The following is a 12419-nucleotide window of genomic DNA, read 5'->3' as shown; positions in this document are numbered from 1 at the left end:
ATGCATACCTGGTGGGTGGCGCTGGGTCTGGGCGGCGCGGGCGCGTCGCTCGGGATCCTGCTCGTCCAGGTGCTGTTCTGGCAGCGGCTGCGGCGCGTCGACGCCGACCCGGTCGGCATCCTCACCCAGGGCATCGCCGTCGTGTGGGTCGGCGTGCCGCTGTGCGCGCTGCACGTGACGCTGTTCCTGCTGCTGACCCGGCTCGACCAGCCCGGCTGGTGGCTGGGCGGCGTGGTGACCGTCCTTTCGGTGCCGATCCGCCGCCTGCTCAACCTCAAGGCGATCTCGGTCGTCCTGCGCCGGGTCGGCTACGAGCACGGCCCGGTCGTCGACCGCGACGGCGTGCGGGTGGACCAGCAGCCGTACTGGTCGATGGTCCGCAGCTGGTATCGCCACGAGTATTCCGGCAAGGGTGTCGTCGACGTGGTGGCGATCAAGCTGATCGGCCTGCTCGTCCACCTGATGCTCTGGCCCGTGGCGGCGCTGGCCGCGCAGGCCTCGCACGTGTTGATGTGCCAGGACCCCTGCGACGCGCTGGGCCACTCGACCGACGGCCATGAGCGCCCGGGCGACGCCTTCCGGGCGCTGGGCACCCCGTATGTCAGGTTTGCGGCGGGTAAACCGCGGTAGAGGGCGAAATATAGGCCCGATTCCGAGGAGGTACCCCATGAGACGCTCGCGGATAGGCTTGATGATCGGTGCGGCGGCGCTGGTGGTCGCGGGCGGCCTGCCGACCACTGCCGCGGCGCAACCGACACCGACCCCCGCGCCACCGACCGCGCAGGCCCCGTCCCACGGCCAGAACATGTGGGGCGACGTCCTGCACGGCGAAGGGATCCTGCAGACGAAGTCCGGCCCGGTGCGGGTCGCGATGCAGAACGGCGAGGCCACGACGCTGACACAGTCGTCGGTGACGGTCCGTTCGGCGGACGGCTTCACGCGCACCTGGCAGCTCGGTAGCGACCTCAAGGTGTTCGACAAGCGCCACACGCTGCAGCCCGGCGCACTGCAGACGGGTGCCAACCTGATGATTGCCGGCAAGGTCACCAACGCCACGGCATCGCCCAACGCCACGGCGGCCCCGGCGACCTACACGGCGCAGGTCGTGTTCGTCCACTCACCACCTCCGTCCTCGTAGCGCTCTGGTATACCCGTGATCTTGGACTGCGGTCCCGGCTTTGTCGCATTTATCGGACATGGTCGGGCGCTGCGAGTCCAAGATCGCTGTTAGGCGAATGCTGACGGCGCGGCCCGGCGAGCCGGACCGCCCGGTGCCGCGAGGTCGGCGCGGCACGAGGCGGTACGCGGCGATCGGCAGAGCGAGCCCTACGGGCGCAGCTCCGCCACGCAGCACTTTACGCTGCCGCCGCCCTTCTTGAGCTCCGTCAGCTCCACCGGCACCGGGACGTAGCCCGCGGCCCGCAGCTTGGCGGCCAGGGCCGTGGCCTCCGAGTTCAGGACCACGTTGCGGCCGTCCGAGACCAGGTTGAGGCCGAACGCCAGCGCGTCCTCCTCGTCGGCCAGGACCGCGTCCGGGAACAGCTGGCGGAGCACGGCGCGGGTCGCCTCCGAGAACGCCCCCGGGTAGTACACGACGTTGGCGTCGTCCAGCGGGGCCAGCGCCACGTCCAGGTGGTAGAAGCGCGGGTCCACCAGCCGGAGCGAGATCACCGGACGGCCCAGCGCCTCCTGGGCCTCGGCGTGCGCGGCAATCTCGGTGCGGAAGCCGTGGCCGGCCAGGACGGTGCCGCCGAGGAACGACGGGAGGTACGCGAAGTCGCCCTCACCCTCGTTCGTCTCCGAGGGGGTGACGAAGCGCCAGCCGCCGTGGTCGACGTAGAAGCGCCGGTGCGCGGCGGCCTCCGGGATGCGCTGCGGGTACTTGAACCGCGCCCCGTACACCACCCCGTCGACCGAGAAGGCGCCGTTGGCCGCGTAGACCATGTCCGGCAGGCCGATCTCGGGCGCCAGCACGTGCACCGTGTGGCCCAGCCGCACGAAGGTCTCGCGCAGGCCTTCCCACTGCTTGACGGCGAGCTCGGTGTCGACCGGCGCCGTCGTGTCCATCCACGGGTTGATTGCGTACTCCACCGCGAAGTGCTCGGGCGGAGACATCAGGTAGGTGCGCTCGCGCTGGGTCGTCACAGAATGAAACGGTAGGTTCCTCGTGTTACACAAAACAGCGAGAAAAGTTGCTTTCGAGGAGGGATTCGTTGCGCCTCGACCCGATCGATCAGCGAATCATTGCGTTCCTACAGGACGACGCCCGTTCATCGTATGCGGAGATCGGCGCCCAGGTCGCGCTGTCGGCCCCGGCGGTCAAAAGGCGCGTGGACCGGCTTCGATCCAGCGGAGTGATCCGCGGCTATACCGCGCTGATCGACCCGGGCGCGGTGGGCTGGACGACCGAGGCCTTCGTGGAGCTGTTCTGCACCGGGCGCACCTCGCCCGAGCAGCTGCGCGCGGCCGCCAAGCGGCACCCCGCCGTCGTCGGCGCCTACACCATCTCGGGTGAGGCCGACGCCCTCGTCCACCTGCGCGCCGTCGACATGGCCGGCCTCGAGCAGGCGCTGGAGCGGCTGCGCGCCGAGCCGTTCGTCACCTCGACACGCAGCATGATCGTGCTGAGCCGGCTGGTCGAGACGCTCGCGCCGCGGGTCGTCGAATCGCCGGGAACCGGGGGACTGCCGGCATCGTCATAGGGCCATGAAGCGCGCCCTCGCCATGCTCGGTGCTCTGTGCGTCTGCATTTCCGGGTGTACCGCCGACAAACCGCGCCCGGCGCCGTCCCCCGCCGGGCCGCAACCGGCGCCGGCACTGAAGCTCGTCGCCTTCGAGTCCTGCGACGACCTGCTGGCCGGCCTGCGGGCCGCGGCACAGGAGGCGGTCGGCCCCTGGGGCCTGGGCGTGGGCCGCGGCGGGGTCTGGCTCGACGGCGCGACCGGCGACATGGCCCGCGCCGCCGGCGGCGCCGAGGCGAAGGCCGCCGCGCCCGGCGCCGAGACGTTCTCCGGCACCAACACCCACGAGGTCGGCGTCGACGAGCCCGACCTGGTGAAGACCGACGGCAAGCGGATCGTGACGCTGACGGGCGGCGGCGTGCTGAAGATCGTCGACGTGGCCGCCAAGCGCGTCACCGGCGAGCTGAGCGTGGCCGGCGCCGCCGACACCAACGGCAAGCGCGCGGCCATGGCGGCCAACCTGCTGCTGTCCGGCGACCGGGTGCTGGTGCTCGGCTACGACTACGGCGGCGGGGGCATCGCCGAGGATGTCAAGGACGCCCGGGCCGCCGGCGGTCCGCAGGTGACGCTGGTCGACATCGCCGGCGCCCCGAAGGTCATCGGCCGCTACACCACCGACGGCGCGCTGGTCGACGCCCGGCAGGTCGGCTCGACCGCCCGGGTCGTGGTCCGCTCGACGCCCCGGCTGCGGTTCCCCGACACCTCGAAGCTGAAGAACGACGAGGCGCGGCTGGCCGCGAACCGCTCGGCGATCGCGGCGGCGCCGCTGGCCGACTGGCTGCCGCGGTGGGACGCCGAGGACGCCACGGGCAGGCACACGAGCGGGCAGGTGGACTGCGCCGCGGTCAGCCGGCCCGAGCGGTACAGCGGGACCGCCATGCTGACCGTGCTCTCCTTCGATCTCGCGGCGCCGGCCCTGGGCGGCGGCGACCCGGTGACCGTGGTGGCCGACGGCGACACCGTCTACGCCAACGGGCCGAGCCTGTACGTCGCCAGCGACCAGCGCTGGCGGGTGGCCATGCCGATGGCGAGGACCGTCGCCCGGCCCGAGCCGCCGCGGACCGAGCTGTTCAAGTTCGACATCAGCGGATCCGGGAAGCCGCGGTACGTGGCGAGCGGCGAGGTGCCCGGCTGGCTGCTCAACCAGTACTCGCTGTCGGAGTGGGACGGATACCTGCGGGTCGCCACGACCGATGCGGACGACCAGGGCCGGCAGACGTCGTCCACGGTCTACGTCCTCAAGCAGGACGGCGGGCGGCTGGCCGAGGCCGGGCACGTCGGCGGCCTGGGCAAGGGCGAGCGGATCTACTCGGTCCGGTTCATCGCCACCGTCGGCTACGTGGTGACGTTCCGGCAGACCGACCCGCTGTACACGCTCGACCTGTCGAGCCCGGCCGCGCCGAAGGTGGTCGGCGAGCTGAAGATCACCGGCTACTCGGCGTACCTGCACCCGGCCGGCGCCGGGCGGCTCATCGGCGTCGGCCAGGAGGCCAGCGAGCAGGGCCGCGTCCAGGGCACGCAGATCTCGCTGTTCGACGTGCACGACCCGGCCAAGCCCACCCGCCTGGCCCGGCACCAGGTGCCGAAGGCCAGCTCCGAGGCCGAGTTCGACCCGCACGCGTTCCTCTTCTGGCCGCAGACGGGACTGCTGGTCGTGCCCCTCTACCAGCAGCAGGAGCAGGGTGCGCTGGTGCTCCGCGTCGGCGACGCGACCGTCGCGCCGGTGGGGACCGTCCGGCATCCCGGGCAGTACAGCGTGATCCGCCGCTCCCTCGTGATCGGCGGGACGCTGTGGACCGTCTCGGACGCCGGCCTGCAGGCCAACGACGCGGCGACGCTGGCCGAGCAGGGGTGGCTGGCCCTCTGAGGGCTCTGAGCGAACTTTGAGGTTGGGCCGAGCCGGTTCAAAGGCCCGGCCGGTGAACTTGCCACTCATGAAGGTGTGGTGGCTGGCCGGTGGTGCCGCCGTGCTCACGGCTGCGGTGGTGGTGACGGCCGTCGTGGTGGCCGCGGACGAGAAGCCCGCGCCGGCGGCGGTGACCACCGTGAAGGTGGCCCGCGGCGAGGTCGCCGCGACCGTGTCCGCGTCGGGCACGGTCCAGGCCCAGGCGAGCCGCTCGCTGGGCTTCACCACCAGCGGCACCCTCACCGAGCTCAACGTCAAGGCCGGTGACGTGGTCGCCGCGGGCGCGGTGCTGGCCCGCATCGACGGGACCGCGGCCCAGGACGCCGTCGACGCCGCCGAGGACAACGTCGGCAGCGCGGAGGACGCGCTCGACCGGGCCGAGGACGCGCTGGAGAAGGCCAAGGCGACGCCGACCGCGTCGCCCTCGAAGCCGGCCGCGTCGCCTTCGACGCCGGCCACCAAGCCCAGCGGCAACGCGGGCAACGGGGGGAGCGGCGGGAACAGCATCCAGACCGCCAGCGACAACCTCTACAACGCCCAGCAGCGGCTCAACAACGCCAAGCTGAGCCTCACCCAGGCCCAGGCCAAGCTGGCCGGCACGGTGATCACCGCGCCGCTCGCCGGCAAGATCCTCGCGGTGAGCGGCACCGTCGGCTCCTCGGCCGGCAGCAACGTCATCACCCTCGCCGGCACCGGCGACGTGGTGGTCAAGGCGCAGTTCACCGAGGCCGAGGTGGCCCACCTGAAGGTCGACCAGGCCGCCAAGATCACGCTGCCGGACGACGCGAGCGCGAAGTACGACGGCACGGTCATCCAGATCGACCCGGCCGGCACGGTGTCGAACCGCCTGGTGCGCTACGCGGCGCTGATCTCGTTCGCGAAGGTGCCCGACACGCTGCTCTACGGGCAGAGCGCTACTGTCGCGGTAGTCACCGCGTCGGTCGACGACGTCCTGTCGGTGCCGTCCACGGCGGTCCACGACGGGAAGGTGACGGTCCGCATCGCCGGCAAGGACGAGGAGCGGGCCGTCGAGACCGGCCTGCGCGGCGACGTCAACACCGAGATCAAGAGTGGACTTGCCGAAGGCGACGAGATCGTGACGGCCGGTCAGTGACGATGGAGCCGATGCCCGCAACCGCCGCCCAGCCCAAGGTGCTCGTCGTCGACGACGAGGCGAGCATCCGCGCCCTGCTGTCGGCCACGCTGCGGCTGACCGGGTTCGAGGTGCGGGTGGCCAGCGGCGGGCGGGAGGCGCTGGCCGCCGCCGCCGAGTACGGGCCGGATCTCGTCGTGCTCGACGTCATGATGCCCGACCTCGACGGCTTCGAGGTCGCCCAGCGGCTGCGGACCTCGGGCAGGCCGGTCCCGGTGCTGTTCCTGACCGCCCGCGACTCGGTCGAGGACCGCATCTCCGGGCTGACCGTCGGCGCCGACGACTACGTCGCCAAGCCGTTCAGCCTGGAGGAGGTCGTCCTGCGCATCCGGGCGATCCTGCGGCGCAGCCTGGGCGAGCAGCAGCAGCTCGTCGACGGCGGGGTCCTGCGCTATGCCGACCTGGAGATGGACGAGGACGCGCACGAGGTGCGCCGCGGCGGCAACCGGGTGGATCTCTCGCCGACCGAGTTCAACCTGCTGCGGTATCTGCTGACCAACGCCGGCCGCGTGGTGAGCAAGGCCCAGATCCTCGACCGGGTCTGGAACTACGACTTCGGCGGGGACGGCCGGATCGTCGAGTCCTACGTCTACTACCTGCGCCGCAAGATCGACAAGTGGGACCCGCCGCTCATCCACACCGTCCGCGGTGTCGGCTATGCCCTGAGACTGCCGAGAACCGAAGGCACATGAGACGCTGGCGGCACTGGACGGTCCGGACACGCATCGTCGTCTCCGTCGTGGCGCTCGCCGGCGTGGCGCTGATCGCGGCCAATGCGATCGGCGTCGGGCTGCTCAACTGGTACCTCATGAAGCGGGTCGACGAGTCGCTCGAAGGCGGACTGCGGGGCCCCGTTCCGCGGCCCGGCGCCTCGGCCAACCCGTTCCCGATGCCGTCGGTCAGCCCCGGCACCGGGTTCGGCCAGCGGCGTGAGGGCGAGCGCGGCGAGTTCTCGCCCGGCCCGGCCTACCAGATCTACGGCTTCGACAGCTCCGGCAAGCTCGTCAACCCCGAGCCGGTCCTGCTCGACCCGGCGCTGTTCGGCTCGATCCCGCAGCGGGCCGCCGAGCACAAGCCGTTCACCGTCGCCGGGCCGACCAAGAACTGGCGCGTCTTCGTCTTCCCGACGAGCTTCAACGGCCGGGAAGGCTACGGCGCCCGCGCGGTCTCGCTGGTCGACGTCTACGACACCCGCGAGCAGATGCTGCTGTTCACCACGCCGGTCAGCCTCGCACTGCTGCTGCTCGTCGGCTTCGCCACCGCCACGCTCGTGCGGGTCGGGCTGAGCCCGCTGACCCGCATGGAGGAGACGGCGGTCGAGATCGCCGACGGCAACCTCTCCAGCCGCGTGGTGGATGCCGACCCGCACACCGAGTCGGGCCGCCTCGGCACCGCGCTCAACACGATGCTCGGGCGCATCGAGGAGGCGGTGGGCGAGAGCGCCGCGTCGGAGCGGCGCCTGCGGCAGTTCCTCGCCGACGCGGCCCACGAGCTGCGGACCCCGCTGACCTCGGTGCAGGGTTTCGCCGAGTTGTACCGCCGGGGCGGCGCACCGCCGGGCCCGGCCCTCGACGAGGCGATGGAGTGCATCGAGGCCGAGGTGAGCCGGATGCGGCTGCTCGTCAACGACCTGCTGACCCTCGCCCGGCTCGACGAGGAGCGCCCCCTGCAGCGGCACCCGGTCGACCTGCTCGCCGTGGCCGCCGACACCGTCCGCGACGCGCACGTGCGCGTGCCGACCCGGTTCGTGCAGCTCTCCACGCTCGACGACCGCTCGGTGACGTTCGAGCCGGTGACCGTCGACGCCGACGAGGCACGCATCCGGCAGGTCGTCGCCAACCTGGTCAGCAACGCGCTGCAGCACACGCCCGAGGACACCCGGATCGTCGTGCGGGTCGGCCGCCCGACGCCCTCCGACACCCCGCCGACCGCCGCCGTCGGCGCCGACCTGCCGCCCGACCTGCCGCTGGCCGCCGTCGAGGTGGGCGACACCGGGCCCGGCATGCAGGCCGAGGACGCCGCTCGGGTGTTCGAGCGCCTGTACCGCGCGGAAGGCTCGCGATCCCGCCGGCACGGCGGCGCGGGGCTCGGCCTGTCGATCGTCGCCGCCATCGTGCAGGCGCACGGCGGGCGGGTCGAGCTGTGGACGGCGCCGGGTTCCGGTGCCCGGTTCCGGGTGCTGCTGCCGGCGATCGACGAGCCCGAGCTGTTTGACGATGATGATTCGGACATTCTGGAGTTTCCGGTAACCGGATTCCGAGGCAACTCCGAGGTTCGCTGAGGGTCGCTCCGAGCGAACCGCACCACGATTCCCATCATGCGTTTGTCGCTGCCGTCGCTTCGCCGACCACGGCTGAACTCCGTGACCCTGATCAACGCCGCGCTGGCGGTCGTGGCCGTCGGCGGCGCGCTGTGGGCGTACCAGATCGTCAACGGCCCGGCGACCGCCGAGGCGTCCCAGAACAACACCCGCACCCGGCTGGTGGCGGCGACGCAGGGGACGGTCTCGCAGACGGTGTCGGCGTCCGGCTCGGTCGCCAGCGCCTCGACGGCGAACGCGACCTTCACCACCTCCGGCACGGTGACCGAGGTGGGCGTCAAGGTCGGCGACGTGGTCACGAAGGGCCAGACGCTCGCGAAGGTCGACCCGACCTCGGCGCAGGCGTCGCTCGACACCGCCAAGGCCAACCTCACCGCCGCGAAGGCCGCGCTCACCCGGGCCGAGGACAACAACGCCGACGACGCGACGATCGCCTCGGCGGAGGCGCAGGTCGCGACCGCCCAGGCCAACGTGACGTCGGCGCAGCAGTCGGTCAACGGCACGGTGCTGACGGCGCCGATCGCCGGCACGGTCACCGCGGTCAACGGTGCGGTGGGTTCTTCCTCGGCTTCGGCGGGCGGCGGGAACTCCACCGGCAGCACCTCCTCCTCGTCGGGCTCCTCCGGGTTCGTCACCATCGCCGACCTGACCAAGCTGCAGATCAACGCGAGCTTCGCCGAAGCCGACGCGACCAAGCTCAAGGCCGGCCAGGTCGCCAACGTGACCTGGAGCGCGCTGTCCGGCACCCGGGCCACCGGCAAGGTCACCACGATCTCGCCCACGGCCACGACCAGCAACAACGTGAACTCCTACGCGGTCGTGATCACGCTCGACACGCTGCCGGAAGGGGTACGGCTGGGGCAGAGCACGACCGCCGTCGTCACCGTCGCCGAGTCGCAGAACGTGGTGCGGATCCCGAGCACGGCGCTGCGCACGGCCGGCGGCCAGCGCACGGTCACCGTCGAGGTCAACGGCCAGACCGAGGAGCGGCAGGTCGAGGTCGGCATCACCGGCGGCGGCTTCGTCGAGATCAAGTCCGGCGTCACGGCCGGCGAGCAGGTCGTGATCACCACGACCACGACGAACTCGACCACGGGCACGAACAACCAGCAGTTCCCGGGCGGCGGCCAGTTCCCCGGCGGCGGTGGCGGCTTCCCCGGCGGTGGCGGCTTCACCGGTGGCGGCGGCGGGCGAGGCAACTGACATGAGCGGTTCCGGAGCGAAGCGGGGGAGGCCGCTCATCATGAGCGCAGCGTGGAGCTTGTGCGGCCGGAGCGAAGCGGAGGTCGCATGAGCCCGGTCCTGGACATCCAGAACGTCAAGAAGATCTACGGCGAGGGCGAGACCGAGGTGCATGCCCTGCGGGGCGTGTCACTGACCGTCGAGCGTGGTGACTACATCGCGATCATGGGCTCGTCCGGCTCCGGCAAGTCGACCCTGATGAACATCCTCGGTTGCCTCGACATCCCGAGCTCGGGCAAGTACCTGCTCGACGGGGTCGACGTCAGCCGGCTCAACGACCGGCAGCTGGCGCTGGTGCGCAACCGGCGGATCGGGTTCGTCTTCCAGGCGTTCAACCTCATCGCCCGTACCACCGCGCAGGCCAACGTCGAGCTCCCGCTCGCGTATGCCGGGGTCAAGGCGGCCGAGCGCCGCCGGCGGGCCAAGCTGGCGCTGACGATGGTCGGCCTCGCCGACCGGTCCGGCCACGAGCCGAACCAGCTGTCCGGCGGCCAGCAGCAGCGGGTCGCAGTGGCCCGGGCCCTCGTCACCGCGCCGGCGCTGGTGCTCGCCGACGAGCCCACCGGCAACCTCGACACCCAGTCCACCGAGGACGTCCTGGCCATCTTCGACAAGCTCAACCGGTCGGGCCGGACCATCGTGCTGATCACCCACGAGCCCGACGTCGCCGAGCACGCGAAGCGACTGATCCGGCTGGTCGACGGACGCATCGTCCAGGATGAGCGGCTGAAGTGAACATCTTCGAGACCATCCGCTTCGCGCTGCGCGCGATCACCGCGAACAAGCTGCGCTCCAGCCTCACTGTGCTGGGCATCCTGATCGGCGTCGCCGCCGTCATCCTGCTCGTCGCGGTCGGCAACGGCTCGGCGCAGGCGGTGCAGAACCAGATCGAGGCGCTCGGCACCAACACGCTGACCGTGACCGCCGGCGCCGGCGGCGGGGCCCGCGGCGCGGCGTCGACGCAGAACACCTCGCTGAGCATGGACCTGGTGCCGGCCCTGTCGAACCAGGACGAGGCACCACACGTCCGCAGCGTCTCGCCGGTGGTCAGCGGCTCGCAGACGGCCACCTACGAGGGCACCGACCACACGATCACGCAGTTCGTGGGCACGTACCCGGGGTACGTCTCCGCCTCGAACTTCAAGCTCGCCCGCGGCGCGCTGTTCACCGACGAGGACGTCAAGGAGTCCCGCAAGGTCGTCGTCATCGGCTCGACCGTCGCCGAGGAGCTGTTCGGCCGGGTCGATCCGCTGTCGAAGCAGATCACGGTCTCGGGCAAGCTGTTCACGGTCGTCGGGGTGCTCGCCGAGAAGGGCGGCTCCGGCTTCAACGACCCCAACGACGTGGCCATGGCGCCGGTGAGCGCGGTGCAGGAGTCGCTGACCGGGTACGGCTCGCTGAACCAGCTGCTCATCCAGGCCACCTCGCCGGACTCGGTCGCCGACGCCCAGGCCGAGGTCACCGCGATCCTCAACGAGAAGCTCAACGTCAGCAGCGGCTCGACCACGACGGCGTACCGCATCCTCAACCAGTCGCAGCTGCTGGAGACCCGGGCGGACACCGCCGAGACGTTCACGATGCTGCTCGGCGCCGTCGCCGGGATCAGCCTCCTGGTCGGCGGGATCGGCATCACCAACATCATGATGGTGACCGTCACCGAGCGGACCCGGGAGATCGGCATCCGCAAGGCGCTGGGCGCGCCGAGGCGCACGATCCTCACCCAGTTCCTGGTCGAGGCGACGGTGCTGAGCCTGCTCGGCGGCCTGCTCGGGGTGGCGGCCGCGGTCATCGGCAGCCGGTTCACGATCGTGAACATCAAGCCGATCATCGTGCCCAGCTCGGTGTTCCTGGCGCTGGGCTTCTCGGTGGCGATCGGGCTGTTCTTCGGCAGCTACCCGGCCAGCCGGGCCGCCGGCCTGCGCCCGATCGAGGCGCTTCGCTATGAGTGACAGTTCGTTCCGTGAAGATCCCGCTCCCCAGCGGTTTCGCAACCCGGCCCAACCCGCACGGCCGTCGACGAGGAGCAATCCGTGAGCCACGCCGCTTCGCCCTTCCGCCGTCCGCCCGCCACCGGGTTCTCTGCCGATGACACCGAGGTGCTGGAGCCGGTGACGGACGACGATCTGCTCGCGGAGCCGATCGACGACGACCTCAACGCGCGGGTCGCCAAGGCCGGCCCGCGCCGCCTGGCCAACCGCGCCACCGTGGTCCTGGCCGGCCTCGCGCTGCTCGTCGTCGGCTTCGCGGCCGGCGCCCAGGTGCAGAAGAGCTACGGCGAGGCCCCGGCCGCGTCGGGCCCGGCCGGCGGCGCCAACCCGGCCGCGCTGGCGAGCGCCTTCGCCCGCAACGGCGGCTTCCCCGGCCAGGGCCAGCAGGGTCAGCAGGGCCAGCAGAACCGGAGCGGCGGCGGCATCACCGGCACCGTGAAACTGGTGGACGGCACCACCGTCTACATCGAGACCGCCGACGGCAACACGGTCATCGTCAAGACCAACGGCCAGACGACGGTCGCGACGCCGGGCGCCCTGAAGGACATCACCGCCGGCTCGACCGTCACGGTGCAGGGCCAGAACGCCGACGGCACGGTGACGGCAACCTCGATCACGAAGACCAAGTAGCGCCTCGCCCGGTTCGTCACCCAGCGCCCGCGCGGTGCATGCTGTGCCGATGGAAATGCGCAGCGGCTCCTGGTCCGACCCGCCGACACCGGCGCCGGCCAGCGCGCGGTGGCGGGTCTCGCCGGGCTTCGTCGGGCTGAAGTGCGCCGTGACCGTCATCCTGGTCGCCGCGGCGGTATTCTTCGCCGACGACCGCCGAGCGCTGACCGCGGCCGTCGTGGCCGCGCTGGTGGCCGGCGGCTACGCGCTGCGCGACCTGCTGGCGCCGGTCCGCCTGGCGGCCGACCTGTCGGGCCTGACGGTGGTGACGGGCTACGCCGGCCACCGCCGGCTGGCCTGGTCGGAGGTCGAGCGCATCCGGGTGGACACCCGCTCCCGCGCGGGCCTACGGTCCGAGCTGCTGGAGATCGACACGGGCGACACGCTGCACCTCTTCAGC

General features: G+C 71.6%; 13 protein-coding genes. 12 read left to right on the top strand and 1 reads right to left on the bottom strand.

Features of this window, described 5'->3' with window-relative positions; genetic code table 11:
• On the top strand, positions 1–630 hold the full coding sequence (locus IEZ31_RS50455) for a hypothetical protein (protein WP_190257294.1): 630 nt from the start codon (positions 1–3) through the stop codon (positions 628–630).
• Between the two features lie 37 nt (positions 631–667).
• Positions 668–1138: a hypothetical protein gene (locus IEZ31_RS50450; RefSeq protein ID WP_190257293.1), complete on the top strand. Its 471-nt coding sequence runs from the start codon at positions 668–670 to the stop codon at positions 1136–1138.
• Between the two features lie 188 nt (positions 1139–1326).
• On the opposite strand, the gene ddaH is transcribed toward IEZ31_RS50450, so the two are convergent.
• Positions 1327–2145: a dimethylargininase gene (gene ddaH, locus IEZ31_RS50445; protein ID WP_373294834.1), complete on the bottom strand. Its 819-nt coding sequence runs from the start codon at positions 2143–2145 to the stop codon at positions 1327–1329.
• Between the two features lie 68 nt (positions 2146–2213).
• Between ddaH and IEZ31_RS50440 the strand changes: the two genes are divergently transcribed.
• The 10 genes from IEZ31_RS50440 to IEZ31_RS50395 all read left to right on the top strand — a co-directional run.
• A complete protein-coding gene (locus IEZ31_RS50440; protein WP_190257292.1) occupies positions 2214–2702 on the top strand; it encodes an Lrp/AsnC family transcriptional regulator in 489 nt (162 codons plus the stop codon).
• Between the two features lie 4 nt (positions 2703–2706).
• On the top strand, positions 2707–4608 hold the full coding sequence (locus IEZ31_RS50435; RefSeq protein ID WP_229837098.1) for a beta-propeller domain-containing protein: 1902 nt from the start codon (positions 2707–2709) through the stop codon (positions 4606–4608).
• A gap of 52 nt (positions 4609–4660) precedes the next feature.
• Positions 4661–5761, top strand: coding sequence for an efflux RND transporter periplasmic adaptor subunit (locus IEZ31_RS50430; RefSeq protein WP_190257291.1), 1101 nt, complete (start codon positions 4661–4663; stop codon positions 5759–5761).
• Positions 5762–5772: 11 nt separating this feature from the next.
• The gene (locus IEZ31_RS50425) at positions 5773–6492 is read left to right on the top strand and encodes a response regulator transcription factor (RefSeq protein WP_190257290.1); all 720 of its coding nucleotides are present in this window, start codon (positions 5773–5775) and stop codon (positions 6490–6492) included.
• Positions 6489–8081, top strand: coding sequence for a sensor histidine kinase (locus IEZ31_RS50420; protein ID WP_190257289.1), 1593 nt, complete (start codon positions 6489–6491; stop codon positions 8079–8081). The genes IEZ31_RS50425 and IEZ31_RS50420 overlap by 4 nt, the downstream gene beginning before the upstream one ends.
• Before the next feature lie 36 nt (positions 8082–8117).
• Positions 8118–9323, top strand: a complete 1206-nt coding sequence (locus IEZ31_RS50415) for an efflux RND transporter periplasmic adaptor subunit (protein ID WP_190257288.1) — start codon at positions 8118–8120, stop codon at positions 9321–9323.
• A gap of 87 nt (positions 9324–9410) precedes the next feature.
• Positions 9411–10097 carry an ABC transporter ATP-binding protein gene (locus IEZ31_RS50410; protein WP_190257287.1) on the top strand — a complete coding sequence of 229 codons (687 nt, stop codon included), beginning with the start codon at positions 9411–9413 and terminating at the stop codon, positions 10095–10097.
• On the top strand, positions 10094–11311 hold the full coding sequence (locus IEZ31_RS50405; protein ID WP_190257286.1) for an ABC transporter permease: 1218 nt from the start codon (positions 10094–10096) through the stop codon (positions 11309–11311). Before IEZ31_RS50410 ends, IEZ31_RS50405 begins: the two co-directional genes overlap by 4 nt.
• Positions 11312–11392: 81 nt before the next feature.
• On the top strand, positions 11393–11980 hold the full coding sequence (locus IEZ31_RS50400; protein ID WP_229837097.1) for a hypothetical protein: 588 nt from the start codon (positions 11393–11395) through the stop codon (positions 11978–11980).
• Between the two features lie 49 nt (positions 11981–12029).
• Positions 12030–12419 (top strand): PH domain-containing protein (locus IEZ31_RS50395; RefSeq protein WP_229837095.1); only part of this gene is annotated, 390 nt, incomplete at its 3' end.

This window comes from Dactylosporangium sucinum, from assembly GCF_014647515.1.
Lineage (GTDB): Bacteria > Actinomycetota > Actinomycetes > Mycobacteriales > Micromonosporaceae > Dactylosporangium > Dactylosporangium sucinum.
The sequence above is the reverse complement of the archived record's forward strand: the minus strand, read 5'-3'. Positions and strand labels throughout refer to the sequence as shown.